Source organism: Streptomyces albus subsp. albus (genome assembly GCF_000725885.1).
GTDB classification, from domain to species: Bacteria; Actinomycetota; Actinomycetes; order Streptomycetales; family Streptomycetaceae; genus Streptomyces; species Streptomyces albus.
In genome coordinates, this window is the sequence record NZ_JODR01000029.1 from 12,553 (window position 1) to 35,751 (window position 23,199).

The following is a 23,199-nucleotide window of genomic DNA, read 5'->3' on the forward strand; positions in this document are numbered from 1 at the left end:
AATGGCCGCGCACAGACGGTCACCCACCGCACGGCCGGCGTCCCACACGGGCGTCGCGGACCCGGCCGTGCGCCCGTCCCGTGCGTCCCGTCCGTGCCCGGTTCCACCGGTCGGCAGCGGCACAGCCCCTACAGTCCGCGCCGTTTGCGGGCACGGCGCACCAGTGCGGCAGTGCCCAGCAGCGCCACCGTCGCGCCCGCCGCCCCGGCAGCGGTCGCCGCCTCCGTACGGCCCAGCCGGCGCCCGGCCACGGTGTGCCGGCCCGCCACCTCCTCCAGGAGAGCGGCCAGCACCTCCTCGTTCGTCCAGCGCGGACGCCACCCCGCGTCGTGCAGTCGGCTGCCGCTGACCACCCAGGGGTACATCGTGTACGCCAGGTCCGCCGCCGGAGAGGGCGTCAGCCCGAGCCGGTGCAGCCGGGAGGCGGCGCCCAGGGCGACGCTGGAGGGCAGCTCCAGACGGCGCATCCCCGTCAGCTGCTCGATCTCCTCCTGCTCCAGCCAGCCGTCGCAGCCCACCACCATCTCGCCGTCGACCTTCTCCAGCACCGCGTACTCCAGCGCGGTCACCAGATCCTCGACATGGCAGAACTGCCAGCAGGGGCGCGAGCCGGCGACCACCAGCAGCCTCGGCGACTCGAAATGACGGGTCAGGGTGGTGTCCGTACCCGCGCCCACCAGGACGGCCGGCCGCAGCACCGTCACGTTCAGCCCCGGATGGGCACGCGGCGCGCGGCGCGCCAGGCGCTCGATCTCCAGCAGATCGCCCACCCCGGTGGCATCGGCGGTGGCCCGCAGTTCTGCATCCTCCGACAGCGGTACGTCGTTGTCCTGGAGCGCTCCGTACACCATCGCGGACGTGCACAGCACGACCCGCCGCACACCCGCCGCCGCAGCCGCCGTGAGCACCGTCTGGGTACCCCGCACGTTGTAGGCGGTGCGGGCCGCCGGATCGGTCTCCAGGTCGAGATCGAGCGCCAGATGGACGACGACGTCCACCGGATCGCCGTCCCCGCGCAGCCGGTCGGCGATGGCCGGATCACGCACGTCCAGCGTGTACCACTGCGCCTCGCTGACCTCACCGCGCCGCTCGTCGAGACCGATGACCTGCTTGATCTCCCCGGAAGCCGCCAGCCGCTCGGTGAGCAGCGCGCCGACCCCCGCGGCGGCGCCGGTGACGGCGACGGTCGGGGTTCGCGCTGCGCGAACGTGGGACTCGGAGGAACTCACCGGGCGTCTCCAGTGGTTGTTTCTGGTACGAGGTGCGCAGGCTCCATCCTGCCTGACTGGTGTCTAGGCTGGGGGCAGAGCCCGCAGATCGCGCCCAGGCAGACCCCGCCCGGGGAACCGTCCGGGGCCCAGCAGACCGTCCGACGAGACGACGAGACAGAGCCGAGGAAACCCGTGAGTGACACCCCATTCGGATTCGGCGTACCTCCCGAGGAGCCCGAGGACGGGGACGAGGGCAAGGACAAGAAGCAGCCGGGCGGCGGCCGGCCCAACCCGTTCGGATTCGGCGGCGGAACAGGCGCCGACAACCCCCTGGCGGCCATGTTCGGCTCGCTGGGCGGCGGACAGGGCCAGCTCGACCCCGGTGACCTGGGAGCCGCCTTCCAGAAGCTGGGCCAGATGCTCTCCTACGAGGGCGGCCCGGTGAACTGGGAAATGGCCAAGGACATCGCCCGGCAAACGGTGGCGGCCGGAGCACAGGACGGCTCCAAGGACGCCTCCGTCGGGCCGCACGAGCGGGCCGCCGTCGAAGAGGCGGTACGGCTGGCCGACCTGTGGCTGGACGGCGTCACCTCCCTGCCGTCCGGCGCCGGCACGGCAGTGGCCTGGAGCCGCGCCGAATGGGTGGAATCCACCCAGCCGGTGTGGAAGGACCTGGTGGACCCGGTCGCCGAACGGGTCGGCGCCGCCATGGGCAGCGTGCTGCCCGAGGAGATGCAGGCGATGGCGGGCCCCCTGCTCGGCATGATGCGCTCCATGGGCGGCGCCATGTTCGGCACGCAGATCGGGCAGGCCCTGGGCGTCCTGGCCGGTGAGGTCGTCGGCTCCACCGACATCGGCCTGCCGCTCGGCCCCCAGGGCAAAGCGGCGCTGCTGCCGGTCAACATCGAGGCACTGGGCAAGGGCCTCGGCGTGCCCCTGGAGGAGGTGCGCCTCTACCTGGCCCTGCGGGAAGCCGCCCACCAGCGGCTGTTCGCCCACGTGCCGTGGCTGCGCTCGCACCTCTTCGGCGCCGTGGAGGGCTACGCCCGCGGCATCAAGGTGGACACCGCCAAACTGGAGGACCTCGTCGGCCAGCTGGACCCGCAGCGCCCCGAGGAGCTGCAGGAGGCACTCCAGCAGGGCATGTTCCAGCCCGAGGACACTCCCGAGCAGAAGGCGGCACTCGCCCGCCTGGAGACGGCACTGGCACTGGTCGAGGGCTGGGTGGACGCCGTCGTGCACGCCGCCGCCGAACCGCACCTGCCGTCCGCGTCCGCCCTGCGGGAGACGCTCCGCAGGAGGCGCGCCTCCGGCGGGCCCGCCGAGCAGACGTTCTCCACCCTGATCGGCCTGGAGCTGCGCCCGCGCCGGCTGCGGGACGCCTCCCGGCTATGGGCCTCGCTGGCCGACGCACGCGGCACAGAGGGCCGCGACGCCCTGTGGGAGCACCCCGACATGCTGCCCACGGCCGCCGACCTGGACGACCCGGACGCGTTCGTCCACCGCGAGCAGCCGGACTTCTCCGAGCTGGACCGGATACTGGGCGACGCGGCGGCCGGCAAGAGCGGCGACCGTCCGGCAGGCGGAAGCGGCGGCGGGGAGCCCACCTCCGGCGGCGACAGCGAGGACGGCGCCCCCGGGAAGGACGGCCGGGACGACGAGGGCGGCGAAGGCGAGAGCAAGCGGTGAGCGTCCCCTCCGAGGACATCCTGACGACAGGTGCCCTGCGGGCGGACGCTCAGCGGGTGCTGGCCGCATGGCGGGACCGGGACGGCGACCAGGAGCAGGAACGGTTGCGCCAGGACTACCTCCGCCACCTGTCCGAGCACCCCGACGGCATGTGGAAAGCGTGCACCGACGGGCACCTCACCGCGAGCGCGCTGGTGGTCGATCCCGAGGGCGGGCGGGTCCTGCTGACCCTCCACCGCAAGCTGGAGATGTGGCTCCAGATGGGCGGCCACTGCGAGCCGGAGGACACCACCCTGGCCAAGGCCGCCCTGCGGGAGGCCACGGAGGAGTCGGGCATCACCGGGCTGACGCTCCTGCCGGGCGGCCCGCTCCGGCTCGACAGGCATCGCACCCCGTGCGCCTGGCACCTGGACGTCCAGTACGCGGCCCTCGCCCCCGCCGGGGCCGTCGAAGCGATCAGCGACGAGTCGCTGGCACTGCGCTGGTTCGCCTTCGACGAGGTCGCCGAAGTGGCGGACACCTCCGTGGTACGGCTCGCCCGGCAGGCGGCTGCGGCCCTGTCGCTCAGCCCTCGTCCGGACCGGCTCCCCTGACGGGCAGGTGCGGCAGCCGCTCGGCAGCCGCCACGCCCTCCAGGTAGCCACGCGCCCGCTCCGTACGCGGATACGCCTCCAGCAGCCGCCAGAAACGGGGACCGTGCCCGGGTACCAGCAGATGCGACAACTCGTGCAGCAGCACGTAGTCGATGACGTACTCGGGCATCCCCTGCAACCGGTGCGACAGACGGATGCTGCCCTCCGCCGGGGTGCACGAGCCCCAGCGGGTGTTCTGGTTGGTCACCCAGCGGACCGACGAGGGACACGCGTGCCCGTCCAGATACTGCTCCGAGAGCTGCGCCGCCCGCCGCGCAAGATCGTTGTCGTCCAGCATGCGCCGGCTCTCCTGGGCGGCCAGCTTGTCCAGCATCACGCCGACCCAGCGTTTCTCCTCGTCGGCCGACATCCGGGCAGGAAGCAGCACGATGGTGCGGTCTCCCTCACGGTAGGCGGAGACCGTGCGGCGACGGCGCGCGCTGCGGCGCACTTCGACCGCGTTCATGCTGGTACGGCTGGTGCTGTTCAGCGGGTCGGCGGACACGTCTCGACGTTACCCGCTGGCGCCGGTGGAAGTCCCGCCTCCAGGCAGGTTCGAGGAGGAAAGGCGAGAAACGGGACGGAGCCGCGAAGGCGCCGCGGACGCTGCCGCCGGACGGCCGCGGAAACGAGCCGGGAAGCCGGGGAGAGGGAAACCGGAGGCAGGGACAGTGGACCGGTCCGGGCGCCGGCGGGCCGCCCGGGTCCCGCAGCGCCCTGCTCGTTCGTATGACTATCGGGGGCGCCTGTGGAAAACTCGCTCCGCCGATCCGGCCGGTGGCCGCATGCTGTTCGCAGTGATCGACACAGGACCGGGACACGCTCCCGGCGGGTCAGGGGGGGGGACGGCATGCATCCGATGATCAAGCCGGCGCTGCGACGCGGCTGGCGGGACCGGCAGACGGTGCAGTACGGAATGGCGCCCGCGCACGCCGTCCTGCTCGGCCCGGTCAGCGACGCGACGGCCGCGCTGATGGAGCTGATGGACGGCACCCGCAGCATGGAACAGCTCGGCCACGAGGCGCACCGCCTAGGACTCGCCCCGCAGACTCCCGGCAAACTCGTCGACCGGCTCGCGGCGGCCGGAGTGCTGGACGACGCCACCGCCGACCGCACCGCCGCGGCCGGCGTCACCGACCGGCTCCGCCCCGACCTGGCGTCCCTGTCCGTGGTGCACCGCGAGCCCGGCGGCGGAGTACGCAGACTCGCCGCCCGCCGCGCGGCACGGGTACAGGTGCGCGGCGCCGGGCGGGTCGGCGCAACCGTCGCCACCACCTTGTCCGCCGCCGGGGTCGGACAGGTCGACGTGGTCGACGGCGGCGTCGTCGAGGAATGGGACACCGCGCCCGGCGGAGTGCCACCGGCCCAGACCGGCACGCGGCGCGATGTCGCGGCCCGCAGCGCAGTACGACAGTCGAAGACCTGGCAGAGCAGGTCACGGGGCCGCATCGACCTGGTGGTCATCGCGCCCCGCGACGGACTGGACGCCTACGCACCGGACCCGGAGATCACCGAACGGTTCACCGGAGCGGGAACCCCGCACCTGTTCTGCGGCGTGGTGGAAGCCACAGGAGTGGTGGGCCCACTCGTGCTTCCCGGCACCTCACCGTGCTCGGAATGCCTCGCACGCTCCCGGGCCGAACGGGAGCCGAGCTGGCCGATGCTGGTGGGGCAGTGGCGTACCGGTAGCAGGCGGCGCACGGGGGTCCCCGCCTGCGACATCGCGCTGGCCACGATGGTGGCCGGAGCCGCGGCCTCCTACGCACTGACCTACCTCGACGGAGACGGGGCGTGCGCGGCGGGCTACCGGCTGCGGTTCGCGCTGCCCCACCTGCTGCCGGACACCGAACAGTTCACCGCGCACCCGGAGTGCCCGTGCGGTGCCGCTTCGGTGTCCGCCCGGCCCACGGACTCCGCGAACGACCGAACGCACGCAACAATGACCGGGTAACCGCCGTCCTCGGTGCTGTCTCGGTCGAATACGTCTGGGAGTTGGAGGGACGCATGTCTGGTCTTCCCCGCAAGGCGGTGACGCGTACGGCCAAACTGGCCGCCCTGCCGCTGGGCTTCGCGGGCCGCTCCGCCTGGGGGCTGGGCAAGCGCCTCGGGGGCATCTCCGCTGACCTGGTCGGCCACGAGCTGCAACAGCGCACCGCGGAACAGCTGTTCAAAGTGCTGGGCGAGTTGAAAGGGGGCGCCATGAAGTTCGGGCAGGCGCTCTCGGTCTTCGAGTCCGCGCTCCCCGAGGAACTGGCCGGCCCCTACCGGGCCACACTGACCCGCCTCCAGGAAGCCGCACCGCCCATGCCGACCAGCACGGTCCGCACAGTGCTGACAGAACGACTCGGCGAGGACTGGCGCGCGTGTTTCACCGAGTTCGAGGACACGCCGGCGGCAGCCGCCTCCATAGGCCAGGTCCACCACGCCGTCTGGCACGACGGCCGCGAAGTCGCGGTGAAGCTCCAGTACCCCGGCGCCGGCGAGGCCCTCGTCTCCGACCTGGCCCAACTGGGCCGCTTCGCACGGCTGCTGGGCCCGCTCATCCCCGGCATGGACATCAAACCGCTCATCACCGAGATGCACGACAGGGTCACCGAGGAACTGGACTACGGCCTGGAGGCGGAGGCGCAGAGTGCCTACGCCCAGGAGTACGCCGAGGACCCGGACGTCCTCGTCCCCGACGTCGTGCACCAGGGCGATCAGGTGCTGATCACCGAGTGGCTGGAGGGCATACCCCTCTCCGCGGTGATAGCCGACGGCAGCCAGGAGGAACGGGACAGGGCCGGCCAACTGCTGAGCCGCTTCCTCTTCTCCGGCACCGTCCGCACCGGCCTGCTGCACGCCGACCCCCACCCCGGCAACTTCCGGCTCGTCACCGGCGGCAGCGACGAGCCGGCGCAATGGCGGCTGGGCGTGATGGATTTCGGCACCGTGGACCGGCTTCCCGACGGCCTGCCACCCGTCATCGGCGTCGTACTGCGACTGATGCTGGACGGCGACGCGGAGACCGCCTACGACATGCTGCGGGAAGAAGGCTTCGTCAAGGAACGGATCGAGCTGGACCCGGAAGCGGTCCGGGACTATCTGCTGCCCATCATCGAACCCGCCTGCGTGGACGAATTCACCTTCACACGGGAGTGGATGCGCGGTCAGGCAGCACGGATAGCCGACCCCCGCTCCCCCGCCCACCAGTTGGGCCGCCGCCTCAACCTGCCCCCCTCGTACCTGCTCATCCACCGGGTCACGCTCAGCACGATCGGAGTGCTGTGCCAGCTCGGTGCCACCGTGCGGATGCGCGACGACATGGAGACGTGGGTGCCGGGCTTCGCCCCCGCCCAGCCGGACACACCACCGGCCGACCCCGACACCCCGGACACCGAGCCCTCGGAGATCGCGCTGTAGGGAAACCACCGGACAACCGAAACCCTTGCCCGGACAACGCCGCGCACGACGGTCCGCCACGACGCACCGCACACAACAGGACCGAACCCGCGGCCGGAACAACGGGCCAGGCCCCACGGCCGGGCGGAGCGGCCGACGCAAACGACAAGGAGCCGGGGCACCGAGCCCCGGCTCCTTGCTGTTTCAGTGCGTCAGCGTGAGTACCTCGGTACGCGAGTACCTCAGTACGTCACTGCATTACTGCCATCGCGAGGGCACGCCGTGCGCGGAGCGTGGCCCGCTCGGCACGGCGCTGGAGACGCCGCGCCTGCCGCAGTCGCAGCGCACGCCGCTCGGAATGCGCCTCGCGCAGCCGATCTTGTATGTGTACCCTCGCCAGGCTTTCTGGCATGAGTTGCATGTCCCTGGTCCTGTTCTGACGGACGACTGTCGCGTCCGAGTGGGTGTGGGCAGTGGATTCGTTGAGAGAAGTCATCGTCGGGTCCTGCTTCGTACGGGGGCGCGGGTCCAGCGCCGACGGGTTGTCGATCGTTCCGACGGCCGCGGTGCGGCGGGCGGGCGATCCGTGACGGCGGGGGCTCATGCCGTCACCGGGTTCTTACGAGGACGTCCCCGCGGACGCTTGCGCGGGACGACGACGCCCTGGACGAACAGCTCCCCGCCCCAGACGCCCCAGGGCTCGCGGCGGTCCTTGGCGCCGGCGAGGCACGCCTCGCGCAGCGGGCAGGTCTGGCAGAGGGACTTCGCGTACTCGACGTCCGCGGGGGCCTCGGCGAAGAAGACCTCCGGGTCGTAGGAGCGGCACGGTACTTCGACACCGAGACGCTCGATGGCGTCGTCGAGCTCGGTGAGGGTGATCTGCGGGGCGGTCAAGGAGTCCTCCGTGGTGACATCGGGCGGCAGAGAAGGCGCGGAACGCAACGTGTCGGGGTGCGTCTCGGTGTGCACTGTCGGTTCTTCCTGTCTGTGGTGTGTCTGTTGTGGTGTCGGTCCGGCTGGTGGCCGGTCGGGGCAAACAGAAGGGCCGCGGATCCCGGTGTGGGTTCCGCGGCCCTGGAAGGTGCCGACCTGATCTGCCGATCAGGCTGGATCTCTCCAGGGTTCGAGGCCACGGAAGGCCCACATGGCGTAACGCTGCGTCTCCTGGCGTCCCTCGCCGGCACCGTCGGCCACGAAGCCACGGACAAAGGTGGCTGCCTGTGCCTGTGCTGCTACCTCGGGTGCCTGGGTCGGTCGCTCATTGCCGCCGAACTCGACACCGGACAGACCGGTGCCGTGGAGGCGGGAGCCGAGCAGGCAGGCGGAAACGACCGAGCGATCGGTCATTTTGATCTCCGAAATGATCGTTGCCACTGGTCTCCGCCTCCTCTCGGCGTCTCGGGGACCGGCCGCGAGGCCAGGTCCGAACGTGTTCAGGACTTAGTACAGCATGGATGAGGTGGGGCGAAAAGGCCCGCCCTCTCCATGGTCTGGAAGGCTATGAGGCTCCGCACGGCGGGCGCAAACTATTTTTCGCGGCTTTGTGTCACAGGTGCTGTGACAGAAGCCGGTTTCGCTCCTCCGGGGCCCCTCCCCCTCCCCCTCCCCGCCCCTCCCCCCGTCTGTGCTGTCAGATGTCCTCCTCCTTACGGGGGAGTTCCTCGCCCGCGCACAGGGCGAGGACGTCTGCGCCGAACTGCTGGAGCTTGCGGCTGCGGACTCCGGAGATACGGGCGAGTGCCGCCTCGTCGTCCGGTACGGCCTCGGCGATGGCCAGCAGGGTCTTGTCGGTGAAGACGCAGTAGTCGGGCTGCCCCAGCAGCGCGGCCTGTTCCGCACGCCACTGGTGCAGGCGTTCGTAGAGCACTTCGTCCAGTTCCGAGGGGCAGTCCTCGCAACGCATCAGTTTCACTTCACCCGGCGCGGTCAGGGTTCTGCCGCACACTCGGCAGCGCGCCGGCGCGCGGTGCAGCCGTGGGCGTGCTCCGGACAGCGGCCGTGCGCTTCTGCGTCCGCCCCCCTCGACGCTGCCGGTGGCGGCGCCCGGAGAGGACGGGGTGCCCGCGCCGGGGTGCAGATCCTTGAGGAAGCGGCTGGGCTGCCTGCCGGGACGGCCGCCCGGGGAGCGGGCGAGCGCCCAGGAGAGGGTGAGGATGCGGCGGGCGCGGGTGATGCCGACGTAGAGGAGTCTGCGTTCTTCCTCTATCTGGTCGTCGGTCTTGGCGTAGGTGATGGGCAGCATGCCGTCGGTGAGGCCGACGAGGAAGACGGCGTCCCACTCCAGTCCCTTGGCGGCGTGCAGTGAGGCGAGGGTGACGCCGTCGACGGTGGGGGCGTGCTGGGAGCGGGCCCGCTCATCGAGTTCCGTGACGAGGTCGGCGAGGGTCGCGCCGGGGTGAGCGGTGGCGAAGTCGCCCGCCAGGCGTACCAGGGCCGCCAGGGATTCCCAGCGGTCGCGGACCGCTCCGGACCCTGCGGGGGGCTGCGGTGTCCACCCCTTGGTGCCGAGGACGGCACGGACCTGGGAGGGCAGGTCGACGGCGTCGTCGAGCAGGGCGTCGTTGCCGCCGGCGCGGGCCGCGCCGCGCAGGACCACGAACGCTTCCTTGACCTCGGGTCGCTCGAAGAACCGTTCGGCGCCACGGAGCTGGCAGGGGACGCCGGCGTCGGCGAGGGCCTGCTCGTAGATCTCGGACTGGGCGTTGATGCGGTAGAGGACGGCGATCTCGCCGGCGGGGACGCCGGAGGCGATCAGGTCGCGGACGCGGCGGGCGGTGCCCTCGGCCTCGGCCGGTTCGTCGGCGTACTCGGCGTAGACGGGCTCGGGGCCGGCCTCGCGCTGGGAGACGAGTTCGAGGCGGTGTTCGGCCGCGCGGCCCCGGGCGTGGCCGAGCAGGGCGTTGGCGAGGTGGACGACCTGGGGGGTCGAGCGGTAGTCACGGACAAGTTTGACGACGGTCGCGTCGGGGTGGCGGGTGCGGAAGTCCAGGAGGTGGTCGGCGGTGGCGCCGGTGAAGGAGTAGATGGTCTGGCTGGCGTCGCCGACCACGCACAGGTTGTCCCGTTCGCCGACCCACAGTTCCAGGAGGCGCTGCTGGAGGGGGCTCACGTCCTGGTACTCGTCGACGACGAAGTGCTGGTACTGGTTGCGGACCGTCTCTGCGATGTCGGCGCGGTCCTCCAGGATCGCGGCCGTCAGCAGCAGGACGTCCTCGAAGTCGATCACCGAGCGTTCGCGTTTGAGCTGTTCGTACAGGGCGTAGACGCGGGCGGTCTCGGCGGGGTCGCGGGGGGCGTCGCGTCCGGCCTTCGCGGAGGCCGCCGGGTAGTCCTCGGGCACGGTCTGGGTGACCTTGGCCCATTCGATCTCACTGGTGAGGTCGCGCAGCTCGGTGCGGTCGAGCCGCAGACGGCAGCGGGTGGCGGCCTCGGCGACGAGGGGGGCTTTGCGCTCGACGAGGGGCGGCAGCTCGCCGCCGACTGCGCGGGGCCAGAAGAACTGGAGCTGGCGCAGCGCGGCGGAGTGGAAGGTGCGGGCCTGCACGCCGTGGGCGCCCAGCTGGCGCAGGCGTCCGCGCATCTCTCCGGCGGCGCGCTGGGTGAAGGTGACGGCCAGCACACCGGCGGGGGGCAGGATGCCGGCGCGGACCCCGTAGGCGATGCGGTGGGTGATGGCTCTGGTCTTGCCCGTTCCGGCGCCGGCCAGCACGCATACGGGACCGTGCAGTGCGGTGGCCACCTCGCGCTGCTCGGGGTCGAGCCCTTCGAGCACCGCGTCGGCGGAGTCCGGTGCCTGCGGGAAGAGAGGGGAGTCCGTTGCTGCTGTCACCCCGCCATGCTGCCAGGGGTGGGGAGCGGGGTGGGGAGTGGTTGTCCACAGGGGGGTGGATTCGTCGTATCAGTCGTATCGATTGATCGCCCGTATCGGCCGGGGAGGTCGTGTCGGCGGATGTCGGTCCTGTCCGCGCGTGTCGGCGCCGGTCGGTCGTGGCGGCGCGTGTCGGCGCGTGTCGGTCGTGGCGGCGCGTGTCGGTCGTGGCGGCACCTGTCGATCGTGTCGGTCGGCTCGGCTGTCCCCGTCGTCGCCATCCCGTCGTCTCGGCCGTGTCGGGCCGCCCGGTCGTGAGTCCGCCGGTCTTGGTCGTGCCCGCCGTCTTGGCCGTGTCGGTCGGCTCGGGCGTGCCCGCCGGGCCGGCCCTGACTACCGTGCCCGCCGGGTCGGTCGGGCGGTGCGGGTGGTGACGGGAGTGGAAGGGGGCGGAGAGGGGGTGGGGGTGGAGGCCGGGGTGGGAATGGCGGCGGGGTCCCGTACGTTGTCCCAGGCACCGACGCATGAGACAACGAGGAGCGCTGGAGAAGATGGCGGGCACTGTGACGATGTACAGCACCACGTGGTGCGGGTACTGCCGTCGGCTGAAGAGCCAGATGGAACGTGAGGGCATCGCGTACACCGAGGTCAACATCGAGCAGGACCCGGAGTCGGCGGCGTTCGTCGAGAAGGCGAACGACGGCAATCAGACGGTGCCGACAGTCTTGGTAATTCCCTCCAACGGTGGCTCTGAGGTCGTCATGACGAACCCGAGCCTTGCCCAGGTCAAGGAGGCCCTTGCCGCCTGAGCCCCCTGCCCTCAGAGACGCAGACCCCCGCCACCACCCGGCGGGGGTCTTGTGTTGCTTCCTTCTTCCTTCACGTCGGCCGCAGCAAGGTTCAGTAAGTTCAGTTTCTTCGGAGTCGGGGACTGCCGGTGCCACTCCGACCCGTGTGCCCAGCCTCTAGCGCTGACCAGCCTGGGCAAGCCTCCATGAGGAGCAGGAGAAGGACGATCAGTGGGCCCTCACAGCCTCCGGTGATCCCGCGCTCTCCCGATGGGCGCTGGTCGGATACGGGACCGACAGACGGCCACCCAGGGCTTCGGACCAAGATCCTTATTCCAACTCTGGAATATCTCCGTTGTGGCATAGACGCCCCGCCCGCCGCTCCGTAGCGTCGTGCTGGCAGGGCCGGGGAGGTCCCGGCCGGAAGGGGGCACTATGGCCAGCAGGCAAGGGCTTACGAGGCTCACAGGTACCGGGTCCGGCAACTGTGGGCAGGGCGACTGCCCCAACGTCTACAGGGACGAGGCAGACGGCGGATTCGTCGTCCAGGGCGACGTGTGCGAGGCGTTCCATCCTCCGGCCGGTGAGGCCCTGGTGAAGATCCCTGAGCACGTTCTGAGGGAGGCTATCCGTGCTCTTGGCTGGTGATGAATGGCAGTCCAAGTTCCGTGACTTCCAGAAGGAGGCATGGCGGCTGGAGACCCTTCCGGTCTATGGCGTGCCGCAGGAAGAGGAGGAGTTCCAGAAGTTCCAGGCCGGTGACAGGTTCATCGGCAACTACGAAGACGAGTGGACTGGCATGATCCGCCGCCACAAGTCTTCTGGTCGGAGCATGGGACGCGTTCACGTAGTCACCCGCCCTCTCGGGGAATATCTCCGGTTCGAGTTCTGCCGCTACTACGCACACAGCGTCAAGGCCGGTGAGGACATCCGAATCCTGGATGTGACCGACCGCCCTAATCCGGTGGCAGGGTTTCAGGATTTCTGGATGTTCGACCGCTCCTTGGTCGTGCTGATGAACTACGAGCCCGACGGCAGGCAGATCAACCGGGAAGTACACGATGGTGACCCCGCACCGTTCATCGAATGCCAGCGGATCGCCGTGGCTGAGTCGGTGCCCTTCGAGGAGTACGTGAAGGGCCTTGACGTTTGACCCTGAGCAGCTAGGACTAGCTAAAGCAGACCTAGCGGAGACTCTTCGAGCGCTTCGGAAGCGAGCCGGTCTCACTGGGGATCGGCTCGCTCGGCGTTGCTCCATGTCGCAATCCAAGATCAGCAAAATCGAGACTGGGAAGATTACCCCTACTCTCATTGATGTTGAGCGAATCCTGAGAGCACTTGAGGCCCCGGAAAGCCTTATCGCAGAGGTTATGGCCCTTGCAAGGATCGCCAACACTGAATGGCAGGACGCTCGCTCCCTTCGCCGCAAGGGGCTAGACAAGAAGCAGAACGAGCTAGCACAGCTTGAGAAATCTTCTACGGAGTTCCGGTTTTTTCTCCTCTCCATGATTACCGGTCTTCTCTCGACGCCCGAATATATTCGGGCCAGCCTAGAACACATACCCGGCGACCACAGCAAGGCAATAGCCAGGAAACTGGAACGTCAGGCAGTCCTATACGACGAGAGTAAACATTTCACGTTCATTCTCACGGAACAGGCGGTGAGGTTTCCGAAGGTTCCGGCTGCGGCCATGGCTGTGCAGATTGACCACCTGGCCTCTCTCTCCTATCTACCATCCGTAAGGATTGGCGTAATCCCCACAGGAACCTATCTCCCGGGTTGCCCACTGAACACGTTCACCATCTATGACGACCGCATGGCCACGGTAGAGAGTTCCACGGGGATCATGGTTTTCCGAGACCCCCGGGACGTGACTGCTTACCTTGACGAGTTCTCCTCGTACGAGGGACGGGCATTGTTTGAGGAAGAGGCTAGAGAACACCTGTCCGCCTGGGCGAACGCCTATCGTTCATGATCTTTAGTCCACTGCTGGAATAATCCTGGGAGGCACGTAGAGACGGGTGGATGATGGCAAGGTGACCGGCGAAAAGACTAAGTGCAAGGAATGCCGTCAGCTTGTCGAGAAGCGTCAACGGGCCCAGGAGTGCCGAGACTACAGCGCGGCCACCGATGCAAAAGTGCTGCTTGCTAGGCACCGGGCCATGGCGCACCCTGCGGAGGTGAAGTCACCGTGACCGCCGTAAGCGAAAGTGCAGTCCTCGACGCCTACGAGTGGTCGGACGGACAGTGTTCAAAGTGTGGCCGCGAGGACACCAGGGTCACGGTCATTCGAGTTCTCGGCACCCAGTCTGAAAGTCCCACTGCCAACGCCTGTGAAAGCTGCGTAATCCAGGTGGAGAAGTCCGTAGAAGACATCTTGCGACGGGCCAGATTCGACTACGCCCCTGGGCTACTGGGAAGGGTGGGAAGGAGGTGACGGCCTCTAAGCGCACGCCCAGGAGCAATGCTTCACTCACTCCCAAGGCATCACCTGCATGGAACCGCGAGCACGACGGCATCACCGTTCCGATCGCTCCCCCGACAGGCGGGGTCCTGGTGCTCGAATTGACCAGGGCCCAGGCTGAGGCACTGGTGGCCCGATTGAGCTATCTCCTGGACGAGGGAACAGCCCTGGCCCGATTGGACGAGAGGGTGAAGCGGTTCGGACCTGGGGCAATGCCTCAGCACCTTCCGTAGCAGCTATCGGCCGGCTCTGGGTTAGCGGGCCTCCGAGAGGCCCATAGCCAACAGGTCGATTATCCGCCTTCGAGGTCACTCGACATCCCCCACGAAAGACCCACAGAAGGCATAGGAACAGATAAAGAGACCCCCTACCCTTCCCCGGCTAGGGGGATTCTTTATGCCCACCTTTCAATAGTGGCATAAATCACTCAATTGAGAATGGAGGTCAATAAGGGCAAAGGGTTTACAAAGAATCACCGAAGGCCCAGAAGCGTACGTTATCGGAGGAAGACGCTCCGCCGGTTCTCTTTTCAATTCGACAACCCTTGTTACCCCACCCTCTGAGTAAATTCATTTTCACTGTGGGTAACAACTGACCCGTACCCGTCTGAGTAAACCGAATTTACCTAACTTACCCAACGCGCTACGTAACGAAGTGCTCGCTCTACGCAATGGGTTAGTTCAGTAAGTTCGGTTATCTCTCAGGGCTCATATCTGCATCAGTTGTGATTGAGATCACGCCTCACACCTGCTCCGCCACCCAGCTATGTCACAGCTAGGGGTGTACGGTGGAGTCTCCACTAGATAGGTGTGAGGGGAGTACGGCAGTGATCAAGACGGTCATGCGGCCCGTGGAAATGACTGTGTGCGACGCCTGCCACAACAAGGGCAAGGACATGGAGGCCGTCACTAAGGCCAGCATGAGCCTGGGTAACGACTCTCGGACCGTGGACCTGTGCGAGGAACACAAGGGCCTCTTTGTGGCCGTCATGGACAAGCTGATGCCGGTGGCGTCGGTGGCCGATGCTGCCGCTCCTGTTGCCGTGAAGGAAGAACAGAGGGAGGCCAGGGAAGAGACCGGCCTTATCACCACACGCGGTGCTGGCGTGGCTACTGCGGCCACGGCTTCTGTGTCTGCCGTGCAGGAGCCTGCCCCCACCAATGCCCCGGCAGAGGACGCCCAGGAAGCGCCTGCCCGTGACTCCCGGCATGAAGACCTTCAGGACTACTGCCAGCGCATCACTGACAGCCGTAAGGCAATGAAGGGCCGGAAGCTGGACCCTGCCTCTCAGTCGGCACGGGCACAGTGGGCCCGGCACCGGTCCCGTTTCCAGGGAATTAGCACCAAGGAGCGGGAACACTTCACGGACTGGGCAGAGCACCACGGTAAGGACGCGCGTTTCACGGCCTCTCACGTCGAGTTCAGGGGATGGCTCTGGGAGAACTTCCCTGCGAAGGCTGAGAAGTACGTAGGCGTATCCAAGGGCAACACCAAGACCACCACCGTTCCGGCCGTCGAGATTCGAGACAACATCGGCCGTCCCATCGTCAAGCCGGAAATTATCCGTACATGGGCCCGTGAGAACGGATACCAGGTGGCCGACCGTGGCCGTATCCCTGCCAACATCCGAGAGGCTTACAAGCAGGCTCAGGAGACGGAGGGAAAAGCGACGGCCGCGTAAGCAAGCGGCCCAACTCCCCGACCATTACGGCCCAGGACTGCCGCAATAAGCGGCCCTCTTGGCGGGACCTGAGTACGTGGAAGCAGGCCAAGGGATATGGGGCCGACAGCAGGCCCAGCAAAAGGGACTACCACCCCGGTAGTTGGGTGTCCTGGACCAACCACAAGGGCCAGAGCCGTACCGGTGTCGTGAGCCGTGATGTGTTAACCCTGGAGGCCGTCAAGCGCGAGTCCCAGGTGTGTGGGGCCAAATGGGCGCGAATTAAGGCCGTAGTCGTCCCTGCTGATGGAGGTCCCACGCTTCCCCTGTGCATGCCGAATAGCAACCCAGAGGCCCTTGTGAAGGATAACGGCCGTTGGCGTCGAGTCGTCCCGGCACACCAACAACTCACCATCGAAATGGAGAACGCGGCATGAATACCCCGACGCTGTACGGGCCCATTGGTAAGGCCGTCCGGGAGGTTTCTCCCTACGCGGAGACGGACTCTGTTGGGATCTACGCGGCGGCCCTCTCCATGTGGTCTGCTGCCATCGCTGGCACGGTCCACGTGTCGTCCCGTGGCAAGGCACGTCCCGTGCTCCTGTGGTCGGCTCTGGTGGCCGGGACGGGCAGGGGTAAGGGGAACGCGCTCCGGGCCGCTGAACACGTCATGAGTGAGCCCTTGGGCCGCTTCCTGGACACGTTCACCACCAGTGGCTTCACCTCTGGGGCCGCGATCATCTCTCACCTGTCCGAACAGGCAGAGGCAACCTCCGAGAGTGAGGGAGGCACGGACACCCGTTGCCTCTCGATATCTGAGGAATGGTCAGAGGACCTGTTCCAGGCCAAGAAGGACAAGAAGTTCGGCACCACGATTCGTAAGGCGTGGGACGGTGGCCCGCTCCGCAATAGCACCGTGAAGGAGCCCAAGGCCGTCGAGAGTCCCCGTCTCGTCCTTCACTGCCACATCACCCCAGCAGAGTTCGCCAAGTTCGCTCTTGGAGGCTCTGAGGCCCAGGGAGGTAGTCTCAACCGGATCATGCCGTTCACGCTCCGAGCCGTCCCCATGCTGGACGACGAGCACGGGTTGCCCTCCGTGGACACAGAGGCCCTGGAGGACGCCTATGCCTGGGCACGGGCCAAGGAACGGGCTATCAGCCTGGCAGAGGACGCTATGCCGCTGTGGAGGCTCGTACGCCGTTACGGCCGCATCCTGGGTGAGACCCTGCCCGAGACTCAGGCCGTCATGATCGAGCGGACTGCCGAACAGACGTTGCGGGTTGCTGCCGTGCTGGCAGCGTCGGAGAAGTCCACCACCATCACCCGTGACGTTCTGAAAGCCGCGTTCTCCCTCGTCCGGTACTCCGTGAAGTGCGCTACCTCTCTGGTGGCCGCACAAGCGAGCATCCCCAAGGTGGGCCGGACCGTGCTGAACTCCCCCAGTCGCGTCCTGGCGTACGTGTCGGCCAACCCTGGCTGTACCTCCACGTCCCTTCTCCGGGGAGCCAAGGTCACCAAGGCGGACGTTCAAGAGCTGGTCTCCACGGGCGCACTGGTCATGGTGAAGGGACCGGCCTCGGGGGGCCGTAGGCCGGAGACGTACTGGCTCGCCGGACAGGCAGGAGCCGACGAACGTCGTGCTTCAACACCCGAACCCCGGGGTGATCACTCAGGGTTCAGCCGGCCATCGACCCTCCGTAGCCAAACCACGGTCCAGCTTGAGAGTGTCACGAAAGCCCAGAGGCCGTCTGACAGGCCCAGGCTCCGTCTCGTGACCGCAGAGCCCAAGGAGGCCCAGAGCGAGCCGCAGACGGCCGTACAGGAGTCGCAGAACCCCACGTCTGCACCTGCCGTTGCCTCCGGCAGTGAGACCCTGGGTGATCTCCTATCTCAGTGGTAGAGGTACCTGGGGAGACGAGAGGGACGGTGTAGGGCGGGGATGCTGGAGATCAAGGGCACAGCCAAGTGTGCCTGTTGTGGGGGAATGAATGAGCGAAGGTTCGTGGTCAGTGGGAATGAGACCGTATGGGCCTTCATATGCGACAGCCCGAAGTGCAATGAGGATCAGCAGGAGATAGCCAAGCGGGTTCGCAAGTATGGACTCTCGTATGACGAGTACGCAGAGATCCACCAATACCAGCGCGGGAAGTGTCCAATCTGTACGGAGCCTATCGGCAAGTTCCGTCCCGGCATCGTCATTGACCACGATCACTCGTGCTGTCCCGGACGGAAGTCATGTGGACGCTGCGTCAGAGGCATCCTCCACCACCAATGCAACATCGCACTAGGAATGTTGCGAGACGACCCGGACAATGCAGAGAGGGCAGCCGACTACTTGAGGGAAGAGTTCCCCTGGCAGTAAGGCCAGGAGACACGAAAAGACCCCTAGCCAATCTCCCTTTCGGAGAGAAGCCAGGGGTCTTCTTCATTTCGGCTTTCGGAGGGAGCTTGCGTATAGCGCCCAAAGCGGCCTAGTTCATGAATTCTGTATGAGTTCTTCGGATGCCTCTTTCAGGCATTCAACACAGCCTATGAACCTAGCCTAACCGTCCCACTGCCAAGCGTCCGGACACTCAACACCAGGACGGTGAACAAAGCCGACAGCGCGGCCCCTAGAGGCCGCTGCCATTCGCCGCATTCGATTACTCGCCATCACTCTCAAGCCTCCATCCCAGGGTGGTCATTCCCGAAGGAGTCAAGCCGAGAGCATCAGCCATCTGTCGAGCCTCCTTGGCCACAGTCCCATTAGCCGTTCCGGCTAGAACCTGACCAACCAAAACAACATACGTTGCAACCGTCGGCACAACAGAGTCAATCCACTGTGAAGCTTGGGGGCTCCCCCAGAGGTCTTGCCACATTTCCTTTTCGGAATCCGACCACTCACGCCCTTTCGGCAGTGGTGGGACTTCGTAGCCATGATCTAGGGGAAGATAAACAATCTCAGCTTCACGGTTACGGCCCCGGTTTGGGCCATATCGAGAATGCGGCTTACGTGGATCACGCTGTGGCGGCATGGGATCACTTCTCCTTCATCACGCTCTCGCCGCCAACGAGGTACCGAGGATGGATTGCGATATCGACCGCAGATCCATTCGCAGTGAGGCGAAGAGCACGAGCAAGCTCGGGAGTAATACGGCCATCGTGACTCTCCCAGAGTTCAGGACCCCCAAAGCCCTTCATTCCGATTCCGTTGCGGCTATGGATGCGACCGCCAGAGCCAGCAAAGGCGAACCGGTTAACCGCCCCTGCCAACTTGGCCTGTGCCCGACGGTAAGCCACCTCAGCCTCAACGTATTCAGCTTTTGCTTCATCAGCGTCCCGTACAGCCTGAATGGCCAGATCATCAATCTCATTGAGAATGGCCGATCGGTACTTGTTGGCCGCCTTATTGACGACGAGTTCAAAAGCCTCCAGGGCCTTCAGGTACTCCTCATGTCTTTTAAGTGCAGGACCGTAAAACTCGTCTGAATCCGGGAACGCCTTACCCTCCTCTACCGCCTTCAGGTAGGCATCCTTCAACTTGGCCTCAGCGTCGATCAGGGCACGAGTGGTGTAAAGCTGCTCGTTCTCCCCTCGCCAGCAGTGAGGGAAGTTCCTGTGCGGAATCCCAACGTTCGTCGCGTGGTCGGCATTCTCGGCCTCGTACTGCGTCTTGCGGGCAACAGCTTCACGGTATTCCTTGCTGGCCTTCTCCACGGCATCGGAGAATCGGAAACCACTTGGAATCATGCTTACGAGGAACTTGGCGTCGGGGACCGCGTAGGAACCATCAAACATAGGTGTCACTCCTTCAATTCAAAGGGGCCTAATAGAGGCCCCATGGTCAGTCTCGATGTCGCTCCTGTCAGAGAAGACCCAGCATTTCGTCAAACTGACCGTTGGCGTGGGCCTCATTGATCTCGGCAGGGCTCATCTTCAGGAGATCATCACGGGTGAGCTGGGGGAGGGTGGCCGGCTCAGGCATTCCGGGGAAGGCGCGGGCGTGCGTCGCTGCCTCCTGATGCTCCTGATAAGTGCGGGCCTCGCTGATGGTTCCAGGAAACGGCTTGCCGTTGCTGTAAGGCTTCTGGTCATGCTCCTGGGGTTCAATGGGTCGGGCCTGCTGTGCAAGCCACTGACCGGCAAGGCGGGCGTACTCGATATTGTCGATATCCTCGGGGATCTCAAAATCAGCCATAGTTGTTCTCCTTCGCGTAGGTGATAAGTGAAAAGAGGAAGTCCAAGGATGTCTTGGGCATCCGGTCTTGGGGGGTCTGCCTGTTGTCATAGAAGACGTTGATTACGTACAGGCGTCGAGTAAGGCCACGTGAACTGACAGCCTTCACGGGGGCATCGCCCACCATTGCTACGCGGCATCGGCTATCTCCATCCGAGCACTCTCACGACGCTTACGGTTGCGCTCACGGTCACAGGCGCGGCATCGTCGCATTCCCCGATACACTTGAGTGTTCTCGGGCGTGTACTCATGACCCTTCGGACAGTGGGTCTTTATCGCATTATGTATTCCGACAGCAGCTCGATGCATATTTTCCTGGCGAGTTACAGCCTCAAGATGCTTTGGATTAATACATGAGCGGTATCGGCAACCAGACTCCTTGACATGGTCCAGCTCCAGTCCATCAGGAATCTCACCCACGAACAGTTGGTAAGCAATGCGATGGGCGTAGTGATTCTTTCCGCGATACCAAACCTGGGCGTATCCAATGCCGTTTCCTGCACCGGTGTACACCCAGCATCCGCTTTCTTGGTCGCATTGAATCTTCGACCGCATCCTCTTCCATGTCTTAGCGTCGTAATCATCAAGTTCAGCACGCATATCCGTCCTCCTGAACGGTCCAGAAACAAAGAAGGCCGCCCAGCCCTGGACGGCGTGTACAAGTGCTATTCAGTTATGGGGGTGGCTAGGTCAGCTCCCGAAGGGCATAAGCTCCCCCTTCTCGCTGAAGCGGCGATACAAGGCCAACCATTCTCCGGGTGAACTGGCCTTGGGCCGGTGACCGATCCGACGATAGACCCTGGCCTCAATCCGATCTCCAACCTTGCGGCAACGCGTCCCACAGAACAGCGTTCCGTCTCGCAGCTCATTGGGCTTACGGCATACCGCGCACAGCGGCACAGGTTCCATGGGGCGCTTCCTCCCTCTAGTTCATCCGACGATTTGGGCATAAGGAAGAAGCCCCTGGGAGAACGCCCAGGGGCTCAACCGCGAAAGACTGACCGAAGACCCGAAGAAGCGAATCAGGGTTTACAGTGTCAGATAGAGGCAGCTCTTTAACTGCCCTCATAAATAAGATGAGGTCCGCGTTTGGGGGTACGAGGCAGGGAACTGCCGAAAGTGTGGGCCAAGTCACCTGGCCGGCTCGGAGGGTGAGCCCACGTCAGGGGGGGGCCAGAGCCGTACAGCGAACGAAGGGCTCAGGAAGGCCATACGTGGTCGTCTCGCGGCCTTTTCAGGACTCCACGGCCCAGAGAGGGGCCAGGAGGAAAATCCAGAGGCTCACAAGGCCGTATGGAGGCGTAGGGGGCACGTCGGCTCACCACGGCCGACAACGCTTGAGAACCAACTGAACTTACTGAACTAACCTCCCCGGCCCTCGGAGGCTGGACCACACGCGAGACCGATCCCAGGATCACAGAATCGCCAGGAAGCGACAGATGCCGTTCTGACGGCCCGACAGAGCCAGGGACGCCCATACACCCAGGCTGGACACGATAGGGCGTCAGAAGGGCCGTAGAAGCCTTCACGGACACCGAGCGGCCGACCACGGCGGCGGGGGACAAACTCTCTCGGGTACGAACCCCCTCGTGCCAGAACTGGTTCTGGCGTGTCACTGCCAGCCCTTCAAGGCTGGCTAGTTCCACTGTTCGGACTATCGCCCTCACTTGCCTTCGCCGTGTTGGACTGAGAAAGGCCAGTCCTAAGACTGGCCCTGTCTCTATCTACTACTCAAATAAGAAGTAACTAACCTAGAACTAGGCCACCTAGTGGTGGCCTACCTAGAGATAGACAACCTAGTCATGTGGGAAGTTCCCTTCCGGGCAGGAGCTACCTGGCCTTGGCTCGGATGGCCACAGACCGTTCCCACAAGGTGTCCCAGTCGTGTTCGTGGTCCTCATGGTCAGGGATTGTCAGCCAGTAGATGTCCGGCTTCCCTACGCCACGGTTGGTGGCATAACGAAAGAGCCACCCTTCCTCGCGGGCCCACTCAAGGTCGCCGCTCACCGCACGGATGGTCTTCTTAGCCGTCGCAGCCAATAGGGCCTGATCCGGCACGTAGCGAGGTTTGCCCGTGCTCTTGTCCTTGTTGTGTTTTCCCGTACCAAACTCGATGTGCATAGCGACGGCCCACAACGTGGACATCTTGGCTGGGGGAATATCGGGGCATGCCCGGATAGCTTGTTCCCAGTCGTGCCTGGGAGTCGCTTTCACCTTGCGGCTCACTATCTCCATATCCGAGTCCTCCTTGTTGCTCACGCAGGTTCCGTATGCTCCGTGCAGGCTTTCAATCACTCCGCAATCCGGGCACTTCGCATCACTCACTGACTCGTCCCGTCTTCCAGTCGCTCAGCGATGATCCCTGCAATGGTGGATGCCATCGCTTCTTCCGCCTGCTCCTTCGTCATTTCCAGAGCGTCAGTGCACACGTCGATGGCGTCCGTGAGTTCCATTCGACCCAGTTCAACCGCCAGGGCTAGAGAGAAGACGACACATGCCGCCTGATCCTTAAGAGCCTCATACACGGCTTCATTGATGAGCGGCTGAATTGCAGAGAGCGGGCTCATGCGTTCCTCCTGTGCTGCGTTCGTCCTGACACCCCAAGATTGCCCACATAACTGAACAGGAGCAACCCAGGAATGACATTCCGGGGTGTCTGAGTAAACCTGAATCAACTTCGTGAGCTGCGGAAACTGAGCGCCGGCCACCCCCTGTTTGTGGAGCGTGTCACAGGGTTTATTCAGTTCGGCACCCGCAGACGCGCCCAGCCATGCAGGGTTGACAAGTCTGGGTGACTCGGGTCTACCTTGGGCTGCATGACAGACGACGGATTCGAGATCAGACAGCGCGTGGGCTCATGGGTGCTCGCGGCATGGTGGCCGACCGGCCACTATCAGGGTGGACCACAGCGACTCGCCATCGAGCCAGCGCCGGACGCAGACCCGAGGGACAAGGCGCGTGGGGTCACCACCACGGTTCTCCGCAGGATGGAGCCAGAGCTAAGCCGCATCGCGGAGAAGGCCCAGGAGCTACACAAGAGCGCCCACGGCGTCGCTCAGCAGCTAGACCAAGGTGCGGACGCGGTAAAGGCCGTGCTGGCCTCTGAGGGCATCTCTGAGCGGTATTTGGCTCTGCTGTCGGCCCTCTATGTGGGCGCATCTGAAGCGGGCAATCCGGCCCCTGTTCGCTGGCTGGCAGAGTCCCTGGGCAAGAACCTGAACACCATCAAAGACCACATGAAGCGGGCCCGTCGAGATGGGTTCCTGGAGACGACGGCCGACAGGAAAGCCGGAGGCGTGGTTACCGAGAAAGCCAGGCAACTTCTGGAAGCGGACTAACAACTAGGGAG

The 23,199-nt window shown here is 65.5% G+C and carries 23 protein-coding genes and 1 pseudogene; 12 read left to right on the plus strand and 12 right to left on the minus strand.

Annotated features, from left to right (window positions below; translation table 11 throughout):
• Window positions 1-128: 128 nt before the first annotated feature.
• Complete coding sequence (locus IO40_RS0127815) at window positions 129-1,229, minus strand: SDR family oxidoreductase (RefSeq protein ID WP_016469633.1); 1,101 nt, start codon at window positions 1,227-1,229, stop codon at window positions 129-131.
• A gap of 174 nt (window positions 1,230-1,403) precedes the next feature.
• On the opposite strand from IO40_RS0127815, the gene IO40_RS0127820 reads away from it, so the two are divergent.
• Both IO40_RS0127820 and IO40_RS0127825 read left to right on the plus strand, forming a co-directional pair.
• The gene (locus IO40_RS0127820; RefSeq protein ID WP_031176343.1) at window positions 1,404-2,900 is read left to right on the plus strand and encodes a zinc-dependent metalloprotease; all 1,497 of its coding nucleotides are present in this window, start codon (window positions 1,404-1,406) and stop codon (window positions 2,898-2,900) included.
• A complete protein-coding gene (locus IO40_RS0127825) occupies window positions 2,897-3,493 on the plus strand; it encodes an NUDIX hydrolase (protein ID WP_016469631.1) in 597 nt (198 codons plus the stop codon). The genes IO40_RS0127820 and IO40_RS0127825 overlap by 4 nt, the downstream gene beginning before the upstream one ends.
• Here the strand turns inward: IO40_RS0127825 and IO40_RS0127830 are convergent.
• Complete coding sequence (locus IO40_RS0127830; protein WP_030408418.1) at window positions 3,465-4,037, minus strand: M48 metallopeptidase family protein; 573 nt, start codon at window positions 4,035-4,037, stop codon at window positions 3,465-3,467. The two genes, IO40_RS0127825 and IO40_RS0127830, sit on opposite strands and share 29 nt — an antisense overlap.
• 345 nt (window positions 4,038-4,382) lie before the next feature.
• On the opposite strand from IO40_RS0127830, the gene IO40_RS0127835 reads away from it, so the two are divergent.
• Both IO40_RS0127835 and IO40_RS0127840 read left to right on the plus strand, forming a co-directional pair.
• The gene (locus IO40_RS0127835; RefSeq protein ID WP_016469629.1) at window positions 4,383-5,483 is read left to right on the plus strand and encodes a ThiF family adenylyltransferase; all 1,101 of its coding nucleotides are present in this window, start codon (window positions 4,383-4,385) and stop codon (window positions 5,481-5,483) included.
• Window positions 5,484-5,536: 53 nt separating this feature from the next.
• On the plus strand, window positions 5,537-6,934 hold the full coding sequence (locus IO40_RS0127840; RefSeq protein ID WP_031176344.1) for an ABC1 kinase family protein: 1,398 nt from the start codon (window positions 5,537-5,539) through the stop codon (window positions 6,932-6,934).
• A 229-nt stretch (window positions 6,935-7,163) separates the two neighbouring features.
• On the opposite strand, the gene IO40_RS39115 is transcribed toward IO40_RS0127840, so the two are convergent.
• The 4 genes from IO40_RS39115 to IO40_RS0127860 all read right to left on the minus strand — a co-directional run bounded on the left by IO40_RS39115 (window position 7,164) and on the right by IO40_RS0127860 (window position 10,742).
• Window positions 7,164-7,517: a hypothetical protein gene (locus tag IO40_RS39115; protein WP_016469627.1), complete on the minus strand. Its 354-nt coding sequence runs from the start codon at window positions 7,515-7,517 to the stop codon at window positions 7,164-7,166.
• Window positions 7,514-7,882, minus strand: coding sequence for a WhiB family transcriptional regulator (locus tag IO40_RS0127850; RefSeq protein ID WP_016469626.1), 369 nt, complete (start codon window positions 7,880-7,882; stop codon window positions 7,514-7,516). Before IO40_RS0127850 ends, IO40_RS39115 begins: the two co-directional genes overlap by 4 nt.
• A gap of 132 nt (window positions 7,883-8,014) precedes the next feature.
• Entirely contained in the window at window positions 8,015-8,287 is a 273-nt protein-coding gene (locus tag IO40_RS0127855) for a hypothetical protein (RefSeq protein ID WP_016469625.1), read from the minus strand.
• Window positions 8,288-8,543: 256 nt separating this feature from the next.
• Entirely contained in the window at window positions 8,544-10,742 is a 2,199-nt protein-coding gene (locus IO40_RS0127860; RefSeq protein WP_031176345.1) for an ATP-dependent DNA helicase UvrD2, read from the minus strand.
• A 530-nt stretch (window positions 10,743-11,272) separates the two neighbouring features.
• Here IO40_RS0127860 and IO40_RS0127865 point away from each other — a divergent pair.
• The 7 genes and pseudogenes from IO40_RS0127865 (at window position 11,273) to IO40_RS36355 (ending at window position 17,996) form a co-directional block, all read left to right on the plus strand.
• Complete coding sequence (locus tag IO40_RS0127865; protein WP_031028697.1) at window positions 11,273-11,530, plus strand: mycoredoxin; 258 nt, start codon at window positions 11,273-11,275, stop codon at window positions 11,528-11,530.
• Window positions 11,531-11,944: 414 nt separating this feature from the next.
• Window positions 11,945-12,157, plus strand: coding sequence for a hypothetical protein (locus IO40_RS39120; protein WP_030408424.1), 213 nt, complete (start codon window positions 11,945-11,947; stop codon window positions 12,155-12,157).
• Entirely contained in the window at window positions 12,141-12,662 is a 522-nt protein-coding gene (locus tag IO40_RS0127875; protein ID WP_031176346.1) for a DUF6879 family protein, read from the plus strand. The genes IO40_RS39120 and IO40_RS0127875 overlap by 17 nt, the downstream gene beginning before the upstream one ends.
• Entirely contained in the window at window positions 12,652-13,485 is an 834-nt protein-coding gene (locus tag IO40_RS0127880) for a helix-turn-helix domain-containing protein (protein ID WP_031028693.1), read from the plus strand. The genes IO40_RS0127875 and IO40_RS0127880 overlap by 11 nt, the downstream gene beginning before the upstream one ends.
• A 2,050-nt stretch (window positions 13,486-15,535) precedes the next feature.
• Window positions 15,536-15,655: pseudogene (locus IO40_RS39945) on the plus strand (Lsr2 family DNA-binding protein); the annotation flags it as partial.
• A gap of 412 nt (window positions 15,656-16,067) precedes the next feature.
• Window positions 16,068-17,534, plus strand: a complete 1,467-nt coding sequence (locus tag IO40_RS0127890) for a DUF3987 domain-containing protein (RefSeq protein WP_051719318.1) — start codon at window positions 16,068-16,070, stop codon at window positions 17,532-17,534.
• 84 nt (window positions 17,535-17,618) lie between these two features.
• Window positions 17,619-17,996: an endonuclease VII domain-containing protein gene (locus IO40_RS36355; RefSeq protein WP_234315639.1), complete on the plus strand. Its 378-nt coding sequence runs from the start codon at window positions 17,619-17,621 to the stop codon at window positions 17,994-17,996.
• Between the two features lie 280 nt (window positions 17,997-18,276).
• On the opposite strand, the gene IO40_RS40065 is transcribed toward IO40_RS36355, so the two are convergent.
• From IO40_RS40065 to IO40_RS0127935, 6 genes are all read right to left on the minus strand, one after another.
• The gene (locus tag IO40_RS40065) at window positions 18,277-18,648 is read right to left on the minus strand and encodes a phage terminase small subunit (protein ID WP_462938918.1); all 372 of its coding nucleotides are present in this window, start codon (window positions 18,646-18,648) and stop codon (window positions 18,277-18,279) included.
• 4 nt (window positions 18,649-18,652) lie between these two features.
• A complete protein-coding gene (locus tag IO40_RS0127905) occupies window positions 18,653-19,411 on the minus strand; it encodes a hypothetical protein (RefSeq protein WP_031176349.1) in 759 nt (252 codons plus the stop codon).
• A 67-nt stretch (window positions 19,412-19,478) separates the two neighbouring features.
• Window positions 19,479-19,811: a hypothetical protein gene (locus IO40_RS0127910; protein WP_031176350.1), complete on the minus strand. Its 333-nt coding sequence runs from the start codon at window positions 19,809-19,811 to the stop codon at window positions 19,479-19,481.
• 168 nt (window positions 19,812-19,979) lie between these two features.
• A complete protein-coding gene (locus IO40_RS39950; protein WP_078842033.1) occupies window positions 19,980-20,450 on the minus strand; it encodes an HNH endonuclease signature motif containing protein in 471 nt (156 codons plus the stop codon).
• A 1,230-nt stretch (window positions 20,451-21,680) separates the two neighbouring features.
• A complete protein-coding gene (locus IO40_RS0127930; protein ID WP_030408431.1) occupies window positions 21,681-22,109 on the minus strand; it encodes a hypothetical protein in 429 nt (142 codons plus the stop codon).
• Window positions 22,110-22,171: 62 nt separating this feature from the next.
• The gene (locus IO40_RS0127935) at window positions 22,172-22,417 is read right to left on the minus strand and encodes a hypothetical protein (RefSeq protein WP_030408432.1); all 246 of its coding nucleotides are present in this window, start codon (window positions 22,415-22,417) and stop codon (window positions 22,172-22,174) included.
• Between the two features lie 249 nt (window positions 22,418-22,666).
• Here IO40_RS0127935 and IO40_RS0127940 point away from each other — a divergent pair, with 249 nt between their 5' ends.
• Window positions 22,667-23,188 (plus strand): hypothetical protein, encoded by a 522-nt coding sequence (locus tag IO40_RS0127940; protein WP_030408433.1) that lies wholly within the window; start codon window positions 22,667-22,669, stop codon window positions 23,186-23,188.
• The last annotated feature ends 11 nt before the right edge of the window (window positions 23,189-23,199 follow it).